Source organism: Rathayibacter tritici (genome assembly GCF_001641005.1).
Lineage (GTDB): Bacteria > Actinomycetota > Actinomycetes > Actinomycetales > Microbacteriaceae > Rathayibacter > Rathayibacter tritici.
The window spans coordinates 1,452,642-1,475,763 of record NZ_CP015515.1 but is presented as its reverse complement, the minus strand read 5'-3'; the positions used below and the strand labels follow the sequence as shown (position 1 = coordinate 1,475,763).

The window sequence follows — 23,122 nt, the reverse complement described above, 5'->3', positions numbered from 1 at the left end:
GCGACACCATGACGACCCTCGACCACGCCGCTCCCGCGCCGCACCTGGATACACCGCTCCTGAACGCACCGCTCCTGAACGACCGCGAGCTGCGCGAGCGCGTCTCCTCACTGATCGGGCCCGCCTACCGCCGCGCACTCTGGCCGATCTTCCTCGATCGAGACGGCGTGCAGCTGCCGATCCTCTACCCGGTCGACGGGCTGCCCGTGCACCCCGACGAAGAAAAGACCGAGCGGATCGTCGCCATACTCGCGAAGGCCGTCGCCCACCAGGACGTAGGCTCGATCGCCTTCGCCCTCGAGCGTCCCGGGCGGGCATTCCTCGGCGCGACCGACCGAGTCCTCGCCCGACACCTCGCAGCCGCCTGCCACCGGAGGGCGATCCCGTTGCGCGCGCTCCTGCTCGTCCACGACGAGGGCGTGCGCGTCGTGGCCGCGACGGAGTACGCCGCGGCCACGACATGAGATGCTCAGGCGCCGAGCGTCACCAGCAGCGACGAGGCCCCGAGGTCCACCGCCGTGTCGCCGGCCTGCACCGCGTACTCACCGACGGCAAGCAGGGTCTCCGCCACCTCGGGCAGGCGGACGCGCGCGGCGGCCTCCCCCACGTTGATCGCGACAGTCACCCGTCCACGACCAAGGGTCAGCCAGCGGGCCTGCTCGTCGAACTCCACCCGGAACGACCCGAAGCGCGGGTCTGTCAGCTCGGGGAAGCGACGGCGGATCGCCGCCAGCTCGCGGTAAACGGCCAGGATGCGGGCATGACGCCCCTCCTGGGCCTCCGACCAGTTCAGGCGCGAGCGGAGGAACGTCTCCGGATCCTGCGGGTCGGGCACGACCTCCGGGTCCCAGCCCATCTTCGCAAACTCCTCGATGCGGCCCTTCGCCGTCGCCTCGCCCAGATCCTTCTCCGGGTGCGAGGTGAAGAACTGCCACGGGGTCGACGCCGCCCACTCCTCACCCATGAAGAGCATCGGCGTGAACGGGCCGAGCAGCGTCAGTGCGGCGGCGATCGCGAGACGGCCCTCGTCGAGCGTCGCGGTCAGGCGGTCGCCGATCGCCCGGTTACCGATCTGGTCATGGTTCTGGCTACACACCACGAGACGCCAGGTCGGCATGCGCTCGGTGTCGATCGGGCGGCCGTGGTGACGGCCGCGGAAGGTCGAAAGGGTGCCGTCGTGGAAGAAGCCCCGGGTCAGGACCTTCGCGAGGGCGCCCAACGGAGCGAAGTCCTCGTAGTAGCCCGTGGTCTCCCCCGTCAGAGCAACGTGCACGGCATGGTGGAAGTCGTCGCTCCACTGCGCATCGAGTCCGTAACCGTGTGCCTCCCGCGGCGTGATCAGCTTCGGGTCGTTCAGATCCGACTCAGCGATCAGCGTCAACGGGCGTCCGACGTGCGCCGAGAGCACGGCCACCTCGGCGGCCATCTCCTCGAGCACGTGCACGGCCCGTTCGTCCGAGAGCGCGTGCACCGCGTCCAGGCGCAGAGCGTCGACGTGGTAGTCGCGCAGCCACATCAGCGCGTTGTCGATGATGTAGCCGCGAACCGTATCCGAGCCCTCACCGTCCAGGTTGATCGAGCTGCCCCAGGTGTTCGCCTTCTCGTTCTTGAGGTAGGGGCCGAACTCGGGGAGGTAGTTGCCGCTTGGACCGAGGTGGTTGTAGACGACGTCCTGGACCAGGCCGAGTCCCGCGCGGTGAGCGGCGTCGACGAAGCGCTGGTACGCCTCGGGTCCGCCGTACGGCTCGTGCACGGCGTACCAGAGAACGCCGTCATAACCCCAGTTGTGCGTGCCGTTCACCGCGTTGACCGGCAGCAACTCGATGAAGTCGACGCCGATCGAGCGCAGGTGCTCGAAACGCTCAGCCGCCGCATCCAGCGTGCCCTCGGGCGTGAACGTGCCCAGGTGCAGCTCGTAGACGACGGCACCGGCCAGCTCGCGACCCGTCCAGGCGGAGTCGCCCCACTCGTGCACCGAGGGGTCGAACGTGCGCGAGAGTTCGTGCACGCCCTGCGGCTGGCGGCGCGAACGGGGATCCGGCAGTGGTCCACTGCCGTCCACGCGGTAGCCGTAGTCGACCTCGCCGGTAGCGGGGGCCGACGCGGGGGCTCGCCACCAACCCTGGTCACCGAGGCGGGTCATGGTCAGCGACGAATCCCCGCCGAGCAGGAGCTCGACGGTAGAGGCCTCGGGTGCCCAGACGTCGAAGCGCTCCGGTCCGGTCGTCGGCAGGGCGTAGCGGTAGGGAGTCGTGCGGGTCACTGCGGTCTCCAGAAGGTGTCGAGGCGGTCGGAGGTGTGGCGGTGGAACAGATCAGGAGATCGGTACCAGCAGGGCCACGGGGTACACCCCGAGAAGCTCCGCCACGGGAGTCACGCCTCCCGCGAAGGTGCGGCCCGTAAGGACGTCCTCCATCGGGTGGCCGGGGAGCACGACGACGGTTCCGCCCCAACCACCGGCGGAGGCGAGCCCCGCGGGGAGGCGGGTCGCGATGGTCAGGGCACCGCCGCGGTCGAAGGCGATCGCATGCTCGGCCGCGGGGCCGATCGCGGGAACGGCTGCGTAGCGGGTGAACAGCTCCGGGCGGTCGCGGCGGAGTCGGAGGGCACGGGAGGTGACGAGGAGCTTCGCAGCTCCCACGGCGTCGATCGGCGGCTGCCAGCCCCCGTCGATCTGCTCGAGCAGCGCACGGCGGTGTCCAAAGTCGACCTCACGGCGGTTATCCGGATCGACGAGGGAAGTCTCCCAGAGCTCGCTGCCCTGGTAGACGTCCGGGATGCCGGGCGCCGTGATCTGCACGAGCTTCGCAGCAAGCCCGTTCGACCAGCCGGCGGCCGAGACCCGCTCGACGCTCTGCTCGACGAGCCGGTGCACGGCGGGCTCGTCGAACGCGGCATCGATAGCGGCGTGCATCCGCTTCTCGAACGCCTCGTCCGGCGCGGTCCAGTGCGTCGAGTCGTCGGCCTCCCGGGACGCCTTCTCAGCGTAGGCGTGCAGACGCTCACGGGTCGCGGGCCAGGTGCCGACGACGGCCTCCCAGAGCAGGTGCTCGATCGGACCATCGCCGAAGCCGACCAGGGAGTGCAGCTCGCGCAGCGTCGACGCCCAGGCCTCAGGGTCCTCCGCCAACGCCGTGATGCGGGCCCGGGTGTCCTCGCCGCGCTTGGTGTCATGCGTCGAGAGAGTGGTCAGCGAGGCCGGGAACGAGGCTTGGCGCACGGCCTGGCGACGATGGAACTCGACCAGGTCGATCGCGAACTCGTCCGGGTCCGCTCCGACCTCGTTGAGCGAGGTGAGGCGGCTGAAACGGTAGAAGGCGGTGTCCTCCACGCCCTTGGCCATCACCATGCCGGACGTCTGCTGGAAGCGGACGGAGACGGGAGTGCCGGTCTCGCCCAGCGCGACGGCGACCTCGTCGATGGTCGACGCGATCTCGGGTCGGCGGCGCACAGCGTCGACCCGGGCGTGCTCGAGGTGCTCGGCTCCGTAGGGCAGGTAGCTGCGGTACACGGGGTAGGTCGCGAGGAGCTCGGCCAGTGCATCATCGGCTCCATCGATCTGCGGCAGAAGTCGGGCGAGCCGCAGCACCTCCGAGCGGAGGATGCCGTCGGCGATGCCCCGCTTGGTGTCGTGGATGAGGTCGGCCCATTTCAGGGGCGCGCCTCCCCCGCCGAGTTCGGCATCGAGGCCCTCGAGCACCGGGCGTGCATCGGGGTCGACCAGGATGCGGTCGACGTCGGCCAGGGCGTCGTAGCCGGTGGTGCCCACCGTCGCCCAGTGCGGAGGAAGTTCCTCGTCGCCCTCGAGGATCTTCTCGACCCAGACGGGAGCGCCACCGATTGCACGGGCGAGATCGTCGAGGTATCCGCCCGGGTCGGCCAGGCCGTCCGGGTGGTCCACGCGCAGACCGTCGGCGAGCCCCTCGGTAAACCAGCGGACGATCTCGCGGTGGGAGGCGTCGAACACCTCCGGACGCTCGACCGCGAGAGCGGCGAGGGTGTTCACCGCGAAGAAGCGGCGGTAGTTCAGCTCGGCGTCGGCGCGGCGCCAATTCACCAGCTCATAGCTCTGCCGTTCGTGCACTGTGCGGCCGGAGTCGCCGGGCTCGGCGGTCCCCGGCGCGATCGGCAGGCGGTTCTCGTAGTAGTGCAGCTCGTCGCCGACGACCTCGAGCGCGTCGAGCTCGCTGTCACTGTCACCCTCGCTCGCGCCGTCGCCCAGGATCGGCACGCGCAGCTTCCCTCCGCCCGCCTCCCAATCGATGTCGAACGCGCTGGAGTAGCGGGAGGACATGCCGTTCTTCAGGAGGTCCCACCACCACGAATTCTCGCTCGGAGTCGCGACGCCCATGTGGTTCGGCACGATGTCGATGAGGACCCCGAGGCCCTCGGCCCTTGCCGCTCGCGAAGCATTCGACAGGCCCGCCGCACCACCGCGGTCCGGGTCGACCTCGCTGTGGTCCACCACGTCGTAGCCGTGGTCCGAGCCGGGCTCGGCCTTCAGCAGCGGCGAGAAGTACAGCCAGTCCGCTCCGAGCGAGCGCACGTAGTCGGCGACGCGCGCGGCGTCGTCGAGGTCGAACGCCGACCGGATCTGGAGGCGGTAGGTGGAGGCGGGCAGACGCACGTCAGGCTCCTGTCGAGGGGGCGGTCGCGGAGTCGGTCGACTCGGCATGGGGGCTGGTGGGTCCCGTCGAGGAGACGATCGGGATGGCCGACGTCGCGGCGAGGGATGCGAGTGAGGCGGCGACCGAGTGATCGACCTCGGGCTCGGGGGTACTGTGCTCCTGCAGAATGACCAGCGACTTCGCCTGGACGGTGAGCGTCGCCCCCGCCGGGCGCGGGATCGAGTCGGCCTCAGCACCGGCTGTGTCCACGAGGACACGCCACTCCAGCGCGTACTCGTCGCTCGGGATCGAGAACTCGACGTCCACGTCATCCGCGTTGAAGTACAGCAGGAAACTGTCGTCGGTGACGGGGCGCCCGCGCTGGTCGCGCTCACGGATGCCGTTGCCGTTGAGGTAGATGCCGACCGAGCGTCCGAGCCCCGAGTCCCAGTCCGACGGCGACATCTCGGTGCCCGCCGCCGTGAACCAGACGATGTCGGGCAGGGGCTCGCCGTCACCGCGCAGCACGGGCCGGCCGTCGAAGAAGCGCATGCGCCGGAACGTGGGGTGCTCGGCCCGCAGGCGGATGAGAGCCGCGGTGAACTCCAGCAGCGGCCGGTCAGCGTGAGCCCAGTCGATCCAGGTCAGCTCGCCGTCCTGCGCGTAGGTGTTGTTGTTGCCGTTCTGCGTGCGGCCCAGCTCGTCGCCGTGCAGGATCATCGGCACACCCTGCGAGATCAGCATCGTCGCGAGGAAGTTGCGCTGCTGGCGCGCGCGGAGCGCGAGCACCCGCGGATCATCGGTCGGCCCCTCCACTCCGTGATTCCACGAGCGATTGTGCGACTCGCCGTCGTTGCCGTCCTCACCGTTCGCGTCGTTGTGCTTCTCGTTGTACGAGACCAGATCGCGGAGCGTGAAGCCGTCGTGCGCGGTGACGAAGTTGATCGAGGCCACCGGATAACGACCCGAGTGCGCGTAGAGGTCGGCCGAGCCGGTGAGGCGCGACGCGAACTCCCCCAGCGTCGACGGCTCGCCGCGCCAGAAGTCGCGGACGGTATCGCGGTACTTCCCGTTCCACTCCGTCCACTGGGGCGGGAAGTTGCCCACCTGGTAGCCGCCGGGCCCGACGTCCCACGGCTCTGCGATGAGCTTCACCTGCGAAACCACCGGGTCCTGCTGGACAAGCTCGAAGAAGGTCGAAAGCCGGTCGACGTCGTAGAACTCCCGGGCCAGCGCCGAGGCGAGGTCGAAGCGGAAGCCGTCGACGCGCATCTCGGTCACCCAGTACCGCAGCGAGTCCATGATCAGCTGCAGCGAGTGCGGGTGGCGGACGTTCAGCGTGTTGCCGGTGCCGGTGTAGTCCATGTAGTACCGCTTGTCGTCATCGACCAGCCGGTAGTACGCCTCGTTGTCGATCCCGCGGAAGGACAGAGTCGGGCCGAGGTGGTTCCCCTCCGCCGTGTGGTTGTAGACAACGTCGAGGATCACCTCGATACCGGCCGCGTGCAGCGCCTTCACCATGCTCTTGAACTCCTGGACCTGCTGGCCCTGGTCGCCCGTGGAGGAGTAGGTATTCTGCGGAGCAAAGAACCCGATCGTGTTGTAGCCCCAATAGTTCGAGAGGCCCTTCTCCATCAGGGTGGAGTCGTTCACGAACTGGTGCACGGGCATGAGCTCGATCGCCGAGACACCGAGGTGCTTGAGGTGGTCGATCACTGCGGGGTGCGCGACGCCGGCGTAGGTGCCGCGGAGCTCCTCCGGCACGTCGGGATGCGTCTTGGTGAGGCCCTTCACGTGAGCCTCGTAGATCACGGTGCTGTCGTACGAGGTGCGCGGGCGGCGATCCCCCGCCCAGTCGAAGAACGGATTGATGACGACGCCCATCATCATGTGCGGCGCCGAGTCCTCGTCATTCGTCGAGTCGGGATCGCCGAAAGTGTACGAGAAGAGGGACTGGTCCCAGTCGATCTCTCCCGAGATCGCTTTCGCGTAGGGGTCCAGCAACAGCTTGTTCGGGTTGCAGCGGTGGCCGGAGTCGGGATCGTACGACCCGTGAATCCGGAAGCCATAGCGCTGACCCGGCTGCACCTGAGGCAGGTAGCAGTGCCAGACGTAGGCGTCCGACTCCTGGACGTCGACCCGCGTCTCGGTCCCGTCCTCGTCGAAGAGGCAGAGCTCGACGCGCTCGGCGATCTCACTGAACAGGGCGAAGTTCGTGCCGCTTCCATCGAATGTCGCGCCCAGCGGGTAGGCGGTTCCAGGCCAGGTCTCCACGAGACTCCTCAAGGGATCATTCTCGGGCACTCCGGAAGACGCCGATGTGCGGTCTTCGGATGCCCGACGTCGGGGGTGATGGTCCGTCACTTCCGCGGCGGACCGACTGCCCACCTTAGCGAGCGCGTCTCGAGCTTTCCCCTGACGATCAGCGCTCATCGCGCAGTCCTCCTCCGGTGGTCACGACCAGCGGCCGGGACCGCCGTGCGAATCGTCCTGCGCACGCGCGCGCGAGCAGGTCGTTCCGGTGGGTCACGCTCGAACCGTACGGTCGCGCCGCGTCCGTCCGGGAGGGCTGGCGCTGCGCCGGGTGCATCGGCTAAACGGCCGAGACGGGCCCCGGTGGCTCACGCGAGCACGCTCTCCACGCCACGTACGACAGCCACCCGCGCCGCGCTCCACCGCTCAGTGCGAGCCGAGACGGCGCCGGAGGAGGTCGATCCGCGCCTGCAACTGCGTCACGCTGGCCTGCGCCACTGCCGGGCCGCCGCAGAGCCGCCGAAGCTCGGTATGGACCTGGCCGTGCGACTCGCCTGTCCCGCGCGCCCAGAGCCCGACCAGCGAGTTGAGCAGACTGCGCTGCTCCTTGAGCGTGCGGTACAGCGGCGCCGGGATCTCGTTCTTCGGCTCGGCGGGAGCTGCGGCTCCCGCGTGCGCGCCGGCCCGCTTGGCCTGGCGCTGCTGCCGGTGCTGCAGCAGTTCGCGCACCTGGTCCGGCTCCAACAGCCCCGGCAGGCCGATGAAGTCGAGCTCCTCCTCGCTCTCGACCTCGACCTCCATCCCGAATTCGGCACCCTCATAGACGACACGGTCGAAGGTGGCGGCGGAGCCGATCGACTCGAACCGCCCTTCCTCGAGCAGATCCGAGGACGCCTTGTCGCTGCGCTCGGCGTCGGCCATCAGGTCGGCCTCGGGGTACTCCTCGTCGTCCGACCTCCTACGGTCGAGCGCGTGGTCGCGCTGCAGCTCCATCGAGCCCGCCAGAGCGAGCAGACCGGGCACGTTCGGGAGAAACACGGAGGCGGTCTCGCCGCGGCGCCGCGCGCGCACGAAGCGGCCGATCGCCTGGGCGAAGAACAGCGGAGTCGACGCCGAGGTCGCGTAGACGCCCACCGCGAGCCGCGGCACGTCGACGCCCTCGGACACCATCCGCACCGCGACCATCCAGCGACTGGTGTCCTTCGCGAACTCCTCGATCCGCTCGCTCGCCTCCTTCTCGTCGGAGAGGACGACAGTGACGCTCTCGCCGCTGATCTCGCGGAGCATCGCGGCGTAGGCGCGCGCGCTGTAGTGGTCGGTCGCGATAACCAGGCCGCCGGCGTCGGGTACCGCGCGCCGCACCTCCGTCAGCCGCGTGTTGGCGGCACGGAGCACCGAGGGGATCCAGTCCCCCCGGGGATCCAGCGCGGTCCGCCAGGCCTGCGAGGTGATGTCCTTCGTATTGCCCTCGCCGAGCCGCGCCTCCATCTCATCGCCGGCCTTGGACTTCCAGCGCATCTGCCCCGCATAGACCATGAAGAGCACCGGCCGGACGACGCCGTCGGCCAGCGCGCGGCCGTAGCCGTAGGCGTAGTCGGTGAGCGAGGTGCGGATGCCCTCCTCGTCCGGCAGGTAGCTCACGAACGGGATCGGCGCCGTGTCCGAGCGGAAGGGCGTCCCGGTCAGCGAGAGTCGGCGGACGGCGGGCTCGAAGGCCTCGCGCACCGCGTCGCCCCAACTCAGAGCATCGCCCGCGTGGTGGACCTCGTCGAGGATGACGAGCGTGCGGCCCGAGACCGTGAGCTCACGGTGCAGCTCGGCACGCACCGCGACCTGCGCGTAGGTGACGGCGACGCCGTGGTAGTGCCGTGCGTGGCGGCCCATGCGGTTCGTGAAGGTCGGGTCCAGGCGGATCCCGACGCGGTGCGCCGCCTCGGCCCACTGGCGCTTGAGGTGCTCGGTCGGCGCGACCACGGTGATCCGATCGACCGTGCGATTGTGCAGGAGTTCGGCGGCCAGGCGCAGCGCGAAGGTGGTCTTGCCCGCGCCCGGGGTCGCCGCGGCGAGGAAGTCGCGCGGCTCGTGCTGGAAGTAGGCCTCCAGGGCCTCGGCCTGCCAGGCCCTCAGCTTGTTCGCGGTTCCCCACGGGGCCCTGCCGGGGAACGACGGGGACAGGTGCTCAGCGGCGGAGGTACCGACCTGATGACCGAAGCTCGAGGGAGGATTCACGTGGATCGAATCTAGCCGACGGCTCCGACAGCAGGCCCGTGCCCGCGGCCCGTCGGGAGGACCCCGGCGTGTCGCAGTGCGCCGCCTGCTCTTCGGGGGCGGAGCACAATGGACGGATGGTCGAGCAGCGTCATCCGTGGTCCCGCTATGTCGCCTTGGGCGACTCGTTCACCGAGGGGATCGGTGATCCCGAGCCCGGCAGTCCCGGTGGGCACCGCGGCTGGGCGGACCGGGTGGCGGAGGTCCTCGGCAGCCAGAACGAGGACTTCGCGTACGCCAATCTCGCGGTTCGCGGGCGGCTCCTGCAGCAGATCGTCGACGAGCAGATCGAGCCGGCCCTGGAGCTGCGGCCCGACCTGATCACGATCTCCGCGGGAGGGAACGACGTCATCCGGCCCGGCACCGACCCCGACGACATCGCCGCGCGCTTCGAGTCTGGCCTCGAGCGCCTCCGCGCGGACGGAGCCACGGTGGTCCTCTTCACGGGCGTCGATGTGGGCTTCTCCCCCGTCTTCGGTCGCATCCGCGGCAAGGTTGCGATCTACAACGAGAACCTGCGGGCGCTGGCCAAGCGCTACGACTGCATCGTCGCCGACCAGTGGTCGCTGCAGGAGATCCAGGACGTGCGGATGTGGGCACCGGACCGCCTGCACCTCAACCCGCACGGCCACCACGAGGTGGCGCGGATGGTGCTCGAGGCGCTGAACGTCGAGAACGACCTGCGTCCCCTCGCTCCGCAGCCGCTGCCTGCCCGAACGTGGCGCGCCGCGCGCACGGAGGACATCCAGTGGGCGCGCGAGTACCTCGTGCCGTGGGTGCTGCGCCGGGTGCGCCACCAGTCCTCCGGCGATTTCATCACCGCCAAGCGGCCCTCGGCGGAGCGCTGGATCGCCGACCCCGCAGAGTCCCAGCCCGGCTCGCTGGTTCCGGGCAACGCCACTCCGGAGCAGGTCGCGGCGGACATCGCGACGGCCGGGGTGCGGATCATCGGCGAGCAGCCCGCGGGCTGAGAACGACCGGCCAGTCGGCAACGCCCGATCGCAATGACCGGCACCAGCGGCTCAGCCGAACAGCTCCGCCGGGTGAGCGAGGCGCCAGGCGAACCCCGGATCCTCGATTGCGCCGTCCGCTACGAGGGGCAGCTCGTACGGGGTGCCGTTGACTGACACGGTCGCGGTGCCCACTCGCCCTCCGTCGGTGACGGTCTCGACCGGATCCAGGGCGACGGAGGTGCTGGTCGACACCGCACCCCACACCAGCACGGACTGCGCCTGAGCAGTCTCGGCGGCCACCATCTCGCCCCAGGCGCTCGTGAGGCTGCCGTAGTCCTGGCCCTCAGCGGTCAGGGGGACGCTGTGGAATCCCGCTTCGACACTCGGGATCAGCGCCAGCACATCGGCGGCGAGCTGCGGATGGGTGCGGGCTCCGACCACCACGCCGACGAGGGTGACCGGTTGCCCCTCGACGGTCGCGTCCAGCGAGAAGAGCAGGCACGAGCCCGCCTCGTCGGTCGTTCCGGTCTTGATCCCGTCGACTCCGGAGCGGCCGAGCAGCGAGTTCGTGTTCTCGAGCTCACCGACCCCCGGGATGTCCGCGGTCGGCAGGGCGACGATCGGAGCGAGCACCGGATCCACGATCAGCAGCTCGCCCAGCCGCACCATCTCTGCCGTCGTACTGACCGTGGCCGGCGAGAGCCCGCTGGCATCGGCGAGAGAGGTCCGCGCGAGCCCCTGCCCGTCGAGCCAGCTGCGCGCGGCGGCCAGGAAGGCCTCCTCGGAGCCGTAGGCCCAGATCGCGAGTGACTTCGCGTAGTTGTTGGCGGACGGGAGCATCATCGCCGTCAACGCCTGCCGCTCGGTCAGTTGCAGACCCGCAGTGACGGGAGCGTTCGAGCCGTCCTCGGCGAGGGTCTCGGCGTAGTACTGGACGTCTGCGCTGGTGAAGGTGATCGTCTCCCCGTCGGTCCCCACGGCGATCGGCTTCGCGGCGAGCACGACCAGAGCGGTGACCACCTTGGCGATGCTCCCCGTCGGCAGCGTGTCGGTGGAGCCGTAGCGCGCAAGCAGCCCGTCCTCCTCCGCACCGTCGACACCGACGGCAGCCACTGCGCCGGAGCCGTACGCCGGCCAGGCCAGTGCGGGGGCAGCGAGAGTGCGGGACACCGGCTCGAGGGTGACGGCGCTCGCGGCGGGCAGCTCGGCCGTCGCCGCGTTCGTGGCGTAGGCGCCGCCCGCACCGAACAGAACCGTCGCGGCGACAGCACCCGCGATGACCGCCCCGCGCCGCCGGCGCGGCCGGGACTTCTGCGCGGCGGGCTCCCCGAACAGGTCGAGCGCGTCGTCGGATCGGGTCGGGGAGGCCATCCGGACATCGTACGGGCGGCCCCTCGCCTCAGCGCCCCCGCGTCAGCGCCCAGAGTGCGACGGCGCTCGCCGAGGCCACGTTGAGCGAGTCAACGCCATGCAGCATCGGGATCGTGACCACGGCGTCCGAGGCGTCCAGAGCCGCACGGCTGAGCCCGTCCCCCTCCGCTCCCAGCACGATCGCGACCCGCTCGGGCCGGGCGGCCGCGAACTCGTCCAGCGGCATCGCGTCCGGCGCGAGGGCCAGCGCCGCCACCGAGAACCCCGCCGCGAGCAGCGCCTCCCGGGTCGGCGCCCAGTCGGGCGTCCGCGTCCACGGCACCTGGAGCACGGTGCCCATGCTCACGCGCACGCTGCGCCGGTAGAGCGGATCCGCGCATCGGGGCGTCACCAGGACCGCGTCCGCGCCCAGGCCGGCGGCCGCTCGGAAGACGGCTCCGACGTTGGTGTGGTCGACCAGATTCTCCAGGATGACGACCAGGCGCGCGTCCGCCAGCAGCTCGGCCATCGGGCGCAGCGGAGGACGGTGCATCGACGCGAGCGCCCCGCGGTGGAGGTGGAACCCGGTCAGCTCCTCGATCAGCAGATCGGGCGCGACGAACACCGGCACCTCGGGGAAGCGCTCGAGGACCTCGGCCGCGTCCGGCAGCCGCTTCTGCTGCACGAGCACGGAGCGCGGTCGGTGCCCCGCGTCGAGGGCCCGCTCGATCACCGTGGCCGACTCCGCAATGTACAGCCCGCCCTCCGGCTCCAGCACCCGTCGCAGCGCAACGTCGGTGAGGCGGTGGTAGTCCGCGAGGAGCGGGTGGTCGAGGGCCGTGATGTGCACGATCGGCATCCCGGCAATCTAGGGCACGGCGCGGTCTAAACTCGTCCAGGGTCGCTCGAACGGCCCTCGAAGGAGGCGCGGATGGAGTCGAGTCCGACACCGGTCGCCGAGGGCCCCGACGCTCTCGCGATCGAGCAGGCCGTCGACCTCCTCACTGGCCGCAGCATCGCTGCTGTCACCGGTGCTGGCATGAGCACCGACTCGGGCATCCCCGACTACCGCGGCGCCGGCGCACCGGTGCGCAGCCCGATGACGTATTCGCAGTTCGTCGCCGATCCGGACTACCGCCGGCGCTACTGGGCCGGCAGCCAGCTCGGCTGGCGCCGCTTCACCAGCACGGTGCCCAACGACGGACACCGCGCTCTGGCCCGACTCGAGGAGCGCGGGCTGCTCACCGGAGTCGTCACGCAGAACGTCGACGGCCTGCACGTGCGAGCGGGCTCCCGCCGTGTGGTCGACTTGCACGGGTCAGCCGACCGGGTCCGCTGCATGACCTGCGGCCAGTTCTTCGCGCGCGACGCGGTCGCCGAGCGGATCGAGGAGCTCAATCCCTGGCTCGACGACCCCGACGTCTCCTCCCTCAACCCCGACGGCGACGCGGAGGTGCACGACGTCTCCGCAATGGCCGTCCCCGAGTGCACCGTCTGCGGCGGGATCCTCAAGCCTGACATCGTCTTTTTCGGCGAGTTCATCCCCACGGAGCGGTTCGAGGAGGCGCGCGCCCTTGTCGCGGGCGCCGACGCCCTGCTCGTGGCCGGCTCATCCCTCGTGGTGAACTCAGGCATCCGCTTCCTCGAGATCGCCCGGCGCGCCCGGATGCCGATCGTGATCGTGAATCGTGGCGCCACCAAGGGCGACTCGCGCGCGAGCATCAAGATCGACGGGGGCACCAGCGAGGTGCTGCGCGAGCTCGCCGAGCGCCTTCCCGCCCGGCGCTCCGTCGCTCTCTGATCCTGCGACTTTCGCACCCGACCGCCTGAGAGGCCCCCGTGACCCAGTTCACCCTTGTCCGCCACGGCCAGACCGACTGGAACGCCGCCCGACGCATCCAGGGCAGGAGCGACATTCCGCTCAACGCTGTCGGCCGCGCGCAGGCCCGGGCCGCCGCGCGGCTGCTGAGCGAGCGGCATGTCGATGCGGTCGTCGCCAGCCCGTTGCAGCGCGCGTTCGACACCGGAGCGATCATCGCGCGAGGCCTGGGGCTCGTTGAGCCGCTGGCCGTCCCGGGGCTCGCCGAGCGCGCCTATGGCGAGGCCGAGGGCATGACGGGGCCTGAACTCGCCGAGCGGTTTCCCGGCGGTATCGAGCATGCTCCGATCCCCGGTTGCGAGTCGCGCGCCGACGTCGTCGAGCGGGCGACCGTCGCGCTGCTCGATGTCGCCGAGCGCTTCCCCGACGCCTCAGTCGTCGTCGCGACGCACGGCGCCGTGATCGGCAGTCTGATCCGCGCGCTGAGTAGCGAGGATCTCCCGGTGCACGGGATCTCGGTCGGCAACGGCTCCCGGCACGATTTCGCGATCGTCGACGGTGCCCTGCGGATCGTCGGCGTCGACGACTCCGGCGATGTCGTGGTCGCCGACGTCGACCTCGATGACGTGCTCAGCCCGTCCGTCGGAGCCTGAGCCGGCGCAGATCGGGTCCGCTCAGCGCCGACCGAGGTCCTCGAGGACCCCGAAGAGCACCCTGGCGGAGTCTCGCCACGAGAAGGCGGCCGCGCGCTGCTTCGCCCGCGCCGACTGCCCCTGCCAGGTCTGCCCGTCCTCCAGGGACCGCACACCGTCCGCGATTCCCTTCGCGCTCGACGGATCGACGTAGACTGCCGCGTCCTGCGCGATCTCCCGGAAGATCGGGATGTCGCTGACCACCACCGGCGTCCCGAGCGCCATCGCCTCGACGAGCGGGATCCCGAAGCCCTCGTCCCTGCTCGCGGTGACGAGCGCCGTCGCCCGGGCCAGCACGCCGCGGTACTCCGCATCCGGAGCCCCCTGATGGAAGACGAGCTTGGCGGTGGGCGCCAGTGCGCGCAGCGTCTCGATCGTCTCCTCGCTCGCCCGGCTCATGAGGTGCAGCTCGTAGTCGGGGAGGAGCCGCATCGCCCGCGCCAGCGTTTCGACGTTCTTGTACGGCATGAACGAGCCCATGTAGACGAGCGAGCGCGCAGCGGAGCGGTCGGGCAGCGACGAGGCCAGCGCGACACTCGCTTCGTCGGGCTCGGTCGCCGCGTTCGGCACCACGACGACCGGCCGGGTGGTCAAGCGGTACAGGCGGATCAGATCGCGGGTCGTCTCCGAGACGGTGACGACCGCGTCAGCGTGCTGGAGGAGCCTGCGCTGCGGCCACCATGCCAGGTGGTAGAGCCGCCAGAGCGCTCGCAAAGGCACCGGGAGATCCCGCGGCGGAGTGCGGTGGCGGTAGTAGATGAGGTCGTGCACCGTCAGCACGAGCCGGTAGCGGCGGCCGAGGGAGCCCATCGTCTGCATGGGCGAGAACACCACGTCCGGCCGCAGCCGGTTCACCAGCAGGGCGACGAACGGCTCGAAAACGCTGGATGGTCCTGTCACCCGCTCCCACGGGAGCGCGGGCAGCATCGTGAGCTGACGGCGGTCGCTGATCAGCATCGTGACGTCGTGCAGGCGGGCGAGCTCACGCACGATCTCCGCGGTGTAGCGGCTGATCCCGTCATGCCGCTCGAGCCGGGTGTATCGGCAGTCGACGACGATCCTCATCGGTCGATCCCCTCCTCCAGGGCCGCCCGCAGTACTGCGGCGGCCTCGCCAGGAGTCTCGTAGTGGATGAGATGGCCGACCCCGTCGATGACGTGCAGGCGGGCGTGCGGGAGTCGCTCGAGCAGGCGGTACTGCGCCGAGAGCGGGGTGATGTCGTCCTGCGCCGCCGCGATCAACAGCGTCGGGACGGCGATTCGGGGGGCGTACTCGCCGACGTCGTGCGAAACGGAGGCGCGGAACGCCTCGAGCACCGTCTCGCGGGAGGCGAAGGCGCTGAAGTACCGGTCGTGCTGGTCGTGCACGAAGCGGCGCAGTACCGGCTCCTTCGTCTTCACCATCGCCAGGCTCATCAACCGAACAATCATCGGGTTGCTCAGCAGGCGGTGTCCCAGCGGTCCGGGCAGCACCGCGCCGAGCCGGTAATAAAGGACCGCGAGACGGGTCAGGACACCCCGCGGGCCCTGCAGCGCGGGCGCCCCGATCGGATTGACCAACACCAGGAGCGGAGTCGGCAGCCCGCCGGCGACGGCCGCCGCGGCGACGATCGAGCCGAAGGAGTGGCCGAGCACCACCGCGTCGCCGCGCAGCCCCAGCGCATCCAGGAACATCCCGAGCCAGGCGGCGTAGCCCTCGACATCGTGCGGGAAGCGCGTCATCGGCGCGGAGGCGCCGAAGCCGGGCAGGTCCGGAGCGATGACCCGGACATCCGCTCCGCCGGCGAGGAGGCGCGCGATCACCGGCTCGAGCCCGTGATGCTCGCCGCGGAACCCGTGCACCAGCACGAGGACCCTCGAGGCCGACGGCGAACCGTAGCTCCAGTAGGAGGTGCGGGATCCGGCGACGTCCACGGCGCCCTCCCGGATGGGGACACGGCCAAGATCGGAGGCGTAAGGGGAGGGAGTGGTCATCGCGCTCCTTATCGTAGGGAACAGCCGTCGAAGATCTGGCCGCAACGCCTTGCGTGGCCTCGATCGGAGCCGAGAGCATGATCACGCGCTCGCTTCGCGGCGCATCGCCCCCCGTCCGTCCTCCCCCGACGGCCATCCGCTCAGGCAGCAGCAGAAGGAGCACCGTGAGCTTCACGTCGCCGATCCAACTCCCCGGACTCGCCCTCGACCCTCAGTGGTACCGCCGAGCGGTGTTCTACGAGGTGATGATCCGGTCGTACTACGACTCCAATGGGGACGGCGCCGGCGACATCAACGGACTCGCCTCCAAGCTCGACTACCTCCAGTGGCTCGGGATCGACGCTCTCTGGCTGCCGCCGTTCTACATGTCGCCCCTGCGCGACGGCGGGTACGACGTCTCCGATTTCAAGGCGATTCTCCCCGAGTTCGGCACGATGGAGGACTTCCGCGACCTGGTCACGAAGGCCCACGAGCGCAATATGCGCATCGTGATGGATTTCCCGCTCAACCACACCAGCGACCAGCACGAGTGGTTTCAGCAGTCGCGCTCCGACCCCGAGGGTCCCTACGGCGACTTCTACGTCTGGAACGACACCGACGACAAGTGGCCGGACATCCGCATCATCTTCGTCGACACCGAGGACTCGAACTGGGCTTTCGACGCCGAGCGCCGCCAGTTCTACTTCCACCGCTTCTTCTCACACCAGCCCGATCTCAATTTCGAGAACCCCGCCGTGCACGAGGCCATTCACGATGTCGTGAAGTTCTGGCTCGACCTGGGCGTGGACGGCATCCGCCTCGACGCGATCCCCTACCTCTACGAGTCCGACGAAGGCAACGGCGAGGGCGAGCCGCCCACGCACGAGTTCATCAAGAACCTGCGCACGATGGTCGACCGGGATTACCCGGGCCGCATCCTGATCGCCGAGGCAAATCAGTGGCCGCGCGAGGTCGCCGCATTCTTCGGCACGGAGGAGGAGCCGGAGTGCCATATGGCCTTCGACTTCCCAGTCATGCCGCGCATTTTCTACTCGCTCCGGGCACAGACGGCGAACGAGCTGAAAAAGGTGCTGTCGGAGACCTTCGACATCCCCAGCGGCGCCGCCTGGGGCGTCTTTCTGCGCAACCACGACGAGCTCACCCTCGAGATGGTCTCGGAGGAGTACCGCCAGGCGATGTACGGCTGGTACGCCTACGACCCGCGGATGCGCTCCAACATCGGTATCCGCCGCCGCCTCGCGCCGCTTCTGGACAATTCGCGCGCCGAACTCGAGCTGATCAACGCCCTGCTCTTCTCCCTTGCCGGCAGCCCGTTTCTCTACTATGGCGACGAGATCGGGATGGGCGACAACATCTGGCTCAACGACCGCGACGCCTCCCGCACCCCCATGCAGTGGACGCCCGACCGCAATGCCGGCTTCTCGGCCGCCGATCCCGGCAAACTCGTGCAGCCGATCGTGCAGTCGCTCGTCTACCACTACAACCAGGTCAACGTGGAGGCGCAGCTCGCGCAATCGCGCTCCCTGCTGCACTGGATGCGGAACGTCTTGCACGTGCGCCGTGGCCACCCCGCGTTCGGCCTGGGCTCCATGCGGGTGCTCGAGACCGATCACGAGTCGGTGCTCGCGTTCGTGCGCGATTACGCGGGCTCGGGCACGGCGATGGGTGACCAGCCGGAGGAGGTGCTCTGCGTCTTCAGCTTCAACCACAACCCGGTCTCGGTGACGATCACCGACCCCGAGAACCCCGGATCGACGCTGAGCGACCTCTTCGGCGGCGGGCGCTTCCCCGGCTTCAGGGACGACGGCACGCTGACGATGACCCTCGGAACCCAGGGCTTCTTCTGGCTGCACGTGGCCAAGGCGCGCGAGGCGCGCTGACCCGGGAGCACGCCGCGGGGCCTGCGGCCGATGTCGGGGGCCCCGTTTATGCTGTCCGCGTGAGCACCACCGGAACGACCGAGCCGCAGACCGAGCCGACGCTGTTCGATGACGCCGAGCTGGGGCTCGCGCCGTCCGAGGGGGCGCGCTGGTTCGACCTGCTGGCGGTGTTCGACCTCGAGACCACCGGCGTCGACGTCCGCACGAGCCGCATCGTCACCGCGCACGTCGGCGTGATCGACGCGGCGGGCGAGCCGATCGAGGGGACGACCTGGCTCGCGGACCCCGGAGTCGAGATCCCGGCCGGCGCCTCGGCGGTCCACGGCATCAGTACCGAGCACGCGCGCGAGCACGGCCGCCCCGCAGGCGAGGTCGTGGCCGAGGTCTCCGAGGCCCTGCGCTCGCTGCTCGCCCGCGGCGTCCCGGTCGTTGTCTACAACGCCCCCTACGACCTCTCCCTGCTCGCGCACGAGGCGCGCCGCTGGGGCGTCCCCGTGCTGCTGGACCCGAGCCCGGTCATCGATCCGCTCGTCATCGACAAGGCGGTGGATCGCTACCGCAGGGGCAAGCGCACTCTCGCCCTCGCCGCCGAGCACTACGGAGTCGCGCTGACGGACGCACACGACGCGAGCGCAGACGCCGTCGCGGCCGGCCGGGTCGCTCAGGCGTTGGGCCGAACCTTCGCCGACGAGCTCGGGGTCGGCGCTGACGCCCTGCACGCGCTCCAGGTCGACTGGTGCCGCACGCAGGCGGAGTCGTTCCAGGAGTACATGCGCCGTGTCCGCGATGACTCATTCGTCGCCGACGGCGCCTGGCCCGTCCGCCACTGATCCCTCAGGTGAGCGTGCGCCCCTCGTGCAGGAGCACCACGTACTCGGCGATCCGCCGGTCCCGGGACTCGGCCCGTTTCAGCTGCGACAGCCGGAACAGGAAGGCGAAGCGCTTCTGACCGGTGACGGTTTCGAAGAACGCGAGCGCCTCCGGATCCGCGTCGAGCCCCCGCTGGAAATCGGCCGGCACCTCCGCGTCGCGCTGCCGGTACGCGGCGTCCCAGCGCCCGTCTGCCCGCGCACGCTCGACCTCCGCGAGCCCGGCCGGCAGCATCCGGCCTTCTGCGATCAGCCGTGCGACGTGGTCGCGATTGACCTTCGACCACGGGCTCGCCCGGCACCGCGGAGTAAATGCCTGGAGCTTGTACTGCTCGTCGAACGCCCCCGCCTGCCCGTCGATCCAGCCGTGGCAGAGCGCGACGTCGAGCGCCTCGGCGTAACTGATCCCCGGATCCACGGCCGCCTTCTTCCGCAGCTTCAGCCGGACTCCCCCCGGGTCGGGGTTGTCCCGGAGGTAGGCGTCCCACTCCTCGGGAGCCGTGAACGGCAGGATCGGCTTGTCGGCGAAGGACACCATGTCTGGACGTTACCGCGTCATCAACCCCCGGCTCGCGGAAACCCGTCGGGCTCGCGAACAGGGGCGGTTTTTGCGAGCCGAACCCGATTCCGCGAGCCGAACCAGCCCGACAACGACGAAGGGCCCCCGACCGCGAGGTCGAGGGCCCTTCGAGGAGTGCTACTTGCCGAAGTTCTTGTAGCGGCTGTTGAACTTCTCGACGCGACCGGCCGAGTCCATGATGCGCTGCTTGCCCGTGTAGAAGGGGTGCGAGGCAGACGAGATCTCGACATCGATGACGGGATAGGTCACGCCGTCGAGCTCGATCGTCTTGCTGCTCTTCGCCGTCGAACGGGTGAGGAAGGTCTCACCAGATGCGAGGTCGCGGAAGACGATCGCGGAGTACTCGGGGTGGATATCGGTCTTCATGGTCGTGTCCTGTCGTCGATGGTCCTGAACCGCACCTGTCGTCGACGGGAACGGGTGGAGGGGGCGGGCGCACCGCGAACGGGCCCGAACCAGCTACCGAGAATAGCAGACCGGCCGCCCGCGGAGAAGGCGCGCCGTGCCCGGGTCTCGGAGCCGCGGTCAGGTCCGGGCGCGGGCCGAGAAGCGCCCGTTCTCGCGGGCGAGCGCGATGTCGAGCCCGAAGGTCTCCGCGAGAGTGGCCTCCGTCAGCGACTCGGCGAGCGGGCCCGCCGCCACGACCGCTCCGTCGCGCAGGAGCAGCGCGTGGGTGAAGCCGTCAGGGATTTCCTCGACGTGGTGGGTCACCATCACGATCGCCGGTGACGCCGGGTCCTTCGCGAAGCCACCGAGCAGCTGGACAAGCTCTTCGCGGGCGCCGAGGTCGAGGCTCGCGGCGGGCTCGTCGAGCAGAAGCAGCTCCGGGTCCGTCATAATCGCGCGGGCGATCTGAACCCGCTTTTGCTCGCCGTCCGAGAGGGTCCCGAAGGTCCGCTCGGCGAGGTGCTCAAGCTTCCACTCCGACAGCACGCGACGTGCACGGCGTTCGTCGATCGCGTCGTAGCCCTCGTTCCACCGGCCGGTGACAGCATAGGCAGCGGTCATCACGACGTCGAGCACGCTCTCGCCGGCAGGGAGGCGGCGTGCCATCGCGGTCGAGGCGTAACCGATCCGCGGGCGCAGCTCGAAGACGTCGACCCGGCCGAGCGTCTCCTCGAGCAGGTGCGCGGCACCGGTCGAGGGGTAGTTCTGCGCAGCCGCAACCTGCAGGATCGACGTTTTACCCGCCCCGTTGGGGCCGAGGATCACCCAGCGCTCGTCCTCGGCCACGTCCCACGACACGTGGTCGAGGATCCGCTTGCCGTTCCGGACGAAGGACACATCGACGAACGAGACAACGCTGGGCATGGCAGCCATTCTAAAGGGGGCGGTCGGGAGGCTCAGACGAGTGAGGCGTAGATCGCCCGGGTGTCCCGCGCGATCTGCGTCCAACTGAAGTGGCTCTGTGCGCGCTCGCGGCCGGCAGCGCCCATCCGCTTCGCCGCTTCCGGATCGGCGACGACCTCCGCGAGCGCGGCGGCGAGATCCGCGACGTAGCGCTCCGGATCCACGGGCGTCCCGGTGCCGTCGGTAACCTGCTCGATCGGAACGAGCCGGCCGGTCACGCCGTCGACGACGACCTCCGGGACACCGCCCGTCGCCGTCCCGACGACAGCCGCACCGCACGCCATCGCCTCGAGGTTGACGATGCCGAGGGGCTCGTAGATCGAGGGGCAGACGAACGTGGTCGCCGCGCTCAACACCGCGGAGAGCTGGTGGCGCGGCAGGTGCCGGTCGATCCAGACCACGCCGGTGCGCTCCTGCTGGAGAGCGCGGACCAGCGTGGTCACCTCGGCCATGATCTCCGGAGTGTCGGGGGCGCCTGCGCAGAGCACGAGCTGCACCTCGGGCGGCAGGGTCGCCGCGGCTCGGAGCAGATACGGCAGGCCCTTCTGCCGGGTGATGCGTCCGACGAAGACGACGGAGGGGCGCGAGGGATCGATGCCCAGCTCGGCGAGGACGGCCTCGTCCTCGACGGGGTGCCAAGCGTCGAGGTCGATGCCGTTGTAGACGACGTGGACCTTCGCCGGGTCCAGGGCCGGGTAGGAGCGGAGGATGTCCTCGCGCATGCCGCCGGACACCGCGATCACGGCGTCGGCGTTCTCGTACGCCTCCCGCTCGATCCAGCTCGAGACGCGGTAGCCGCCACCGAGCTGCTCTGCTTTCCACGGCCGCAACGGTTCGAGGCTGTGCGCCGAGACGACGTGCGGGACGCCGTGCAGCAGTTGAGCGAGCCTGCCGGCAGCGTTGGCGTACCAGGTGTGGGAGTGGACCAGGTCGGCCCCCGCTGCGTCCTGCGCCATCTGCAGGTCGACTCCGAGGGTCTGCAACGCGCCGTTCGCGTCGGCGAGCTCGACGGGGACGGGGTAGGCGAACGTGCCCTCCTCCTCGCGCCGCGCGCCGAAGCAGCGCACCACGACCTCCAGGTCACGGCGCAGCGCCGCGGTGAGTTCGGCAACGTGAACGCCGGCTCCTCCGTACACCTCGGGCGGGTATTCCTTGGTCAGCAGATCGACTCGCACCCCCGAACCGTAGTACAGCCGACTCCCCCGGCGACAGCCGGGTCCGCCGACTTCGTCGACCCCCTACTGTGGTGCCATGCAGTCACAGAAGATCTTCGGCATCGTCCTCGCCGGTGGCGAGGGAAAGCGGCTCATGCCCCTCACTGCCGACCGGGCCAAGCCCGCGGTTCCGTTCGGCGGGCAGTACCGGCTGATCGACTTCGCACTGTCCAACCTGATCAACTCCGGTCTCACCCAGATCGTGGTGCTGACTCAGTACAAGTCGCACTCGCTCGACCGCCATGTCTCCCAGACGTGGCGCCTCTCGGGCCTGCTGAATTCCTATGTCGCCTCGGTCCCCGCGCAGCAGCGCCTGGGCAAGCGCTGGTTCAGCGGCTCGGCCGACGCGATCCTGCAGAGCCTCAACCTGATCCGAGACGAGAAGCCCGACATCGTCGTGGTCGTCGGCGCCGACCACGTCTACCGGATGGACTTCTCGCAGATGATCGATGCGCACATCATGTCAGGAGCGAAGGCGACTGTCGCAGCGATCCGCCAGCCGATCGAGCTTGCGGACCAGTTCGGCGTCATCCAGCTCGCCGGTGACGAGGCGGGGGACGGCATCGTCCCGACGATGATTTCCGAGTTCCTCGAGAAGCCCAAGGACGCAGTCGGCCTGGCCGACTCGCCGCACGAGGTCCTCGCCTCGATGGGGAATTACGTCTTCGACGCCGACGCGCTGATCGATGCGGTCATCCGCGACGGCGAGTCCTCGACGTCGGACCACGACATGGGCGGCGACATCATCCCCGACTTCGTCGCGCGCGGCGAAGCGGGCGTCTACGACCTCAAGCTCAACGATGTCCCCGGCTCGACCGACCGCGACCGCTACTACTGGCGCGATGTCGGCACCATCGACTCCTTCTTCGAAGCGCACCAGGACCTCATCTCGGCACTGCCCGTGTTCAATCTCTACAACCAGCAGTGGCCGATCTTCTCGTCGCAGCTCAACTCGCCGCCGGCCAAAATCGTGCGTGACGGCAAGGGCAACATGGGATCGACGGTCGACTCGGTCGTCTCGCTCGGGACCGTCATCTCCGGTGCGCACATCGAGAGAAGCGTCGTCGGTCCGTGGACGATCATCGAGTCGAACGCGACGGTCACCGACTCCGTTGTCTTCGACAAGGTGCGCATCGGCCCGGACGCTCTGATCGCCCGCGCTATCCTCGACAAGGACGTCGTCGTCGAGCCCGGAGCTCGCATCGGCGTGGACCACGACCGCGATCGCGAACGCGGGTTCACTGTCACCGAGTCGGGCATCACCGTCGTCGGCAAGGGCGTCGTCGTCCACCCGTAGCACCCCCACGGGTCGAG

General features: G+C 69.6%; 19 protein-coding genes. 7 read left to right on the top strand and 12 right to left on the bottom strand.

All coding sequences use genetic code 11. From position 1 onward, the window contains the following. Nucleotides 1-8: 8 nt before the first annotated feature. A complete protein-coding gene (locus A6122_RS06695) occupies nucleotides 9-464 on the top strand; it encodes a hypothetical protein (protein ID WP_068253036.1) in 456 nt (151 codons plus the stop codon). A 5-nt stretch (nucleotides 465-469) separates the two neighbouring features. On the opposite strand, the gene treZ is transcribed toward A6122_RS06695, so the two are convergent. The 4 genes from treZ to A6122_RS06675 form a co-directional block, all read right to left on the bottom strand. Further along, nucleotides 470-2,263 carry a malto-oligosyltrehalose trehalohydrolase gene (treZ, locus tag A6122_RS06690; RefSeq protein ID WP_237358246.1) on the bottom strand — a complete coding sequence of 598 codons (1,794 nt, stop codon included), beginning with the start codon at nucleotides 2,261-2,263 and terminating at the stop codon, nucleotides 470-472. A 51-nt stretch (nucleotides 2,264-2,314) separates the two neighbouring features. Next, entirely contained in the window at nucleotides 2,315-4,627 is a 2,313-nt protein-coding gene (treY, locus tag A6122_RS06685; protein ID WP_068253033.1) for a malto-oligosyltrehalose synthase, read from the bottom strand. 1 nt (nucleotide 4,628) lies between these two features. Continuing rightward, nucleotides 4,629-6,881, bottom strand: coding sequence for a glycogen debranching protein GlgX (gene glgX / locus A6122_RS06680; protein WP_084415862.1), 2,253 nt, complete (start codon nucleotides 6,879-6,881; stop codon nucleotides 4,629-4,631). 405 nt (nucleotides 6,882-7,286) lie between these two features. Further along, nucleotides 7,287-9,089 (bottom strand): DEAD/DEAH box helicase, encoded by a 1,803-nt coding sequence (locus A6122_RS06675; RefSeq protein ID WP_068253030.1) that lies wholly within the window; start codon nucleotides 9,087-9,089, stop codon nucleotides 7,287-7,289. 116 nt (nucleotides 9,090-9,205) lie between these two features. Here A6122_RS06675 and A6122_RS06670 point away from each other — a divergent pair, with 116 nt between their 5' ends. After that, nucleotides 9,206-10,099 carry an SGNH/GDSL hydrolase family protein gene (locus tag A6122_RS06670; RefSeq protein ID WP_084415861.1) on the top strand — a complete coding sequence of 298 codons (894 nt, stop codon included), beginning with the start codon at nucleotides 9,206-9,208 and terminating at the stop codon, nucleotides 10,097-10,099. A 51-nt stretch (nucleotides 10,100-10,150) separates the two neighbouring features. On the opposite strand, the gene A6122_RS06665 is transcribed toward A6122_RS06670, so the two are convergent. Together A6122_RS06665 and A6122_RS06660 are read right to left on the bottom strand one after the other, a co-directional pair. Next, nucleotides 10,151-11,452, bottom strand: a complete 1,302-nt coding sequence (locus tag A6122_RS06665; RefSeq protein WP_068253027.1) for a D-alanyl-D-alanine carboxypeptidase family protein — start codon at nucleotides 11,450-11,452, stop codon at nucleotides 10,151-10,153. A gap of 28 nt (nucleotides 11,453-11,480) precedes the next feature. After that, nucleotides 11,481-12,290 (bottom strand): TrmH family RNA methyltransferase, encoded by an 810-nt coding sequence (locus A6122_RS06660; protein ID WP_068253024.1) that lies wholly within the window; start codon nucleotides 12,288-12,290, stop codon nucleotides 11,481-11,483. A 72-nt stretch (nucleotides 12,291-12,362) separates the two neighbouring features. Here A6122_RS06660 and A6122_RS06655 point away from each other — a divergent pair, with 72 nt between their 5' ends. Both A6122_RS06655 and A6122_RS06650 read left to right on the top strand, forming a co-directional pair. Further along, the gene (locus A6122_RS06655) at nucleotides 12,363-13,232 is read left to right on the top strand and encodes a Sir2 family NAD-dependent protein deacetylase (protein WP_068253021.1); all 870 of its coding nucleotides are present in this window, start codon (nucleotides 12,363-12,365) and stop codon (nucleotides 13,230-13,232) included. A 38-nt stretch (nucleotides 13,233-13,270) separates the two neighbouring features. After that, nucleotides 13,271-13,903, top strand: a complete 633-nt coding sequence (locus tag A6122_RS06650) for a histidine phosphatase family protein (RefSeq protein WP_068253018.1) — start codon at nucleotides 13,271-13,273, stop codon at nucleotides 13,901-13,903. Nucleotides 13,904-13,924: 21 nt separating this feature from the next. Here A6122_RS06650 and A6122_RS06645 read toward each other — a convergent pair whose 3' ends face one another. Next, nucleotides 13,925-15,007 carry a glycosyltransferase family 4 protein gene (locus A6122_RS06645; protein ID WP_068253015.1) on the bottom strand — a complete coding sequence of 361 codons (1,083 nt, stop codon included), beginning with the start codon at nucleotides 15,005-15,007 and terminating at the stop codon, nucleotides 13,925-13,927. Then, a complete protein-coding gene (locus tag A6122_RS06640) occupies nucleotides 15,004-15,915 on the bottom strand; it encodes an alpha/beta fold hydrolase (RefSeq protein WP_068253012.1) in 912 nt (303 codons plus the stop codon). The genes A6122_RS06645 and A6122_RS06640 overlap by 4 nt, the downstream gene beginning before the upstream one ends. A gap of 164 nt (nucleotides 15,916-16,079) precedes the next feature. Here A6122_RS06640 and treS point away from each other — a divergent pair, with 164 nt between their 5' ends. Continuing rightward, on the top strand, nucleotides 16,080-17,795 hold the full coding sequence (gene treS, locus A6122_RS06635; RefSeq protein ID WP_068253009.1) for a maltose alpha-D-glucosyltransferase: 1,716 nt from the start codon (nucleotides 16,080-16,082) through the stop codon (nucleotides 17,793-17,795). 101 nt (nucleotides 17,796-17,896) lie between these two features. Next, nucleotides 17,897-18,625, top strand: a complete 729-nt coding sequence (locus tag A6122_RS06630) for a 3'-5' exonuclease (RefSeq protein ID WP_181026348.1) — start codon at nucleotides 17,897-17,899, stop codon at nucleotides 18,623-18,625. Between the two features lie 4 nt (nucleotides 18,626-18,629). Here the strand turns inward: A6122_RS06630 and A6122_RS06625 are convergent, their stop codons facing one another. From A6122_RS06625 to glgA, 4 genes are all read right to left on the bottom strand, one after another. Beyond that, nucleotides 18,630-19,202, bottom strand: coding sequence for a YdeI/OmpD-associated family protein (locus tag A6122_RS06625; protein WP_068253006.1), 573 nt, complete (start codon nucleotides 19,200-19,202; stop codon nucleotides 18,630-18,632). A gap of 159 nt (nucleotides 19,203-19,361) precedes the next feature. Further along, complete coding sequence (locus A6122_RS06620; protein WP_068253003.1) at nucleotides 19,362-19,610, bottom strand: type B 50S ribosomal protein L31; 249 nt, start codon at nucleotides 19,608-19,610, stop codon at nucleotides 19,362-19,364. A 159-nt stretch (nucleotides 19,611-19,769) separates the two neighbouring features. Beyond that, nucleotides 19,770-20,555: an ABC transporter ATP-binding protein gene (locus tag A6122_RS06615; RefSeq protein ID WP_068253000.1), complete on the bottom strand. Its 786-nt coding sequence runs from the start codon at nucleotides 20,553-20,555 to the stop codon at nucleotides 19,770-19,772. 32 nt (nucleotides 20,556-20,587) lie between these two features. Beyond that, the gene (gene glgA, locus A6122_RS06610; RefSeq protein ID WP_068252997.1) at nucleotides 20,588-21,769 is read right to left on the bottom strand and encodes a glycogen synthase; all 1,182 of its coding nucleotides are present in this window, start codon (nucleotides 21,767-21,769) and stop codon (nucleotides 20,588-20,590) included. A 76-nt stretch (nucleotides 21,770-21,845) separates the two neighbouring features. Between glgA and A6122_RS06605 the strand changes: the two genes are divergently transcribed. Beyond that, on the top strand, nucleotides 21,846-23,105 hold the full coding sequence (locus tag A6122_RS06605) for a glucose-1-phosphate adenylyltransferase (protein ID WP_068252994.1): 1,260 nt from the start codon (nucleotides 21,846-21,848) through the stop codon (nucleotides 23,103-23,105). Nucleotides 23,106-23,122 lie beyond the last annotated feature (17 nt).

What these genes read in the sequence shown, in the direction of transcription:
- A6122_RS06695 (WP_068253036.1), top strand. Translation starts at nt 9, where the DNA reads ATGACGACCCTCGACCACGCCGCTCCCGCGCCGCACCTGGATACACCG.
- A6122_RS06670 (WP_084415861.1), top strand. Translation starts at nt 9,206, where the DNA reads ATGGTCGAGCAGCGTCATCCGTGGTCCCGCTATGTCGCCTTGGGCGAC.
- A6122_RS06665 (WP_068253027.1), bottom strand. Translation starts at nt 11,452, where the DNA reads ATGGCCTCCCCGACCCGATCCGACGACGCGCTCGACCTGTTCGGGGAG.
- A6122_RS06660 (WP_068253024.1), bottom strand. Translation starts at nt 12,290, where the DNA reads ATGCCGATCGTGCACATCACGGCCCTCGACCACCCGCTCCTCGCGGAC.
- A6122_RS06655 (WP_068253021.1), top strand. Translation starts at nt 12,363, where the DNA reads ATGGAGTCGAGTCCGACACCGGTCGCCGAGGGCCCCGACGCTCTCGCG.
- A6122_RS06645 (WP_068253015.1), bottom strand. Translation starts at nt 15,007, where the DNA reads ATGAGGATCGTCGTCGACTGCCGATACACCCGGCTCGAGCGGCATGAC.
- A6122_RS06640 (WP_068253012.1), bottom strand. Translation starts at nt 15,915, where the DNA reads ATGACCACTCCCTCCCCTTACGCCTCCGATCTTGGCCGTGTCCCCATC.
- A6122_RS06625 (WP_068253006.1), bottom strand. Translation starts at nt 19,202, where the DNA reads ATGGTGTCCTTCGCCGACAAGCCGATCCTGCCGTTCACGGCTCCCGAG.
- A6122_RS06620 (WP_068253003.1), bottom strand. Translation starts at nt 19,610, where the DNA reads ATGAAGACCGATATCCACCCCGAGTACTCCGCGATCGTCTTCCGCGAC.
- A6122_RS06615 (WP_068253000.1), bottom strand. Translation starts at nt 20,555, where the DNA reads ATGCCCAGCGTTGTCTCGTTCGTCGATGTGTCCTTCGTCCGGAACGGC.
- A6122_RS06605 (WP_068252994.1), top strand. Translation starts at nt 21,846, where the DNA reads ATGCAGTCACAGAAGATCTTCGGCATCGTCCTCGCCGGTGGCGAGGGA.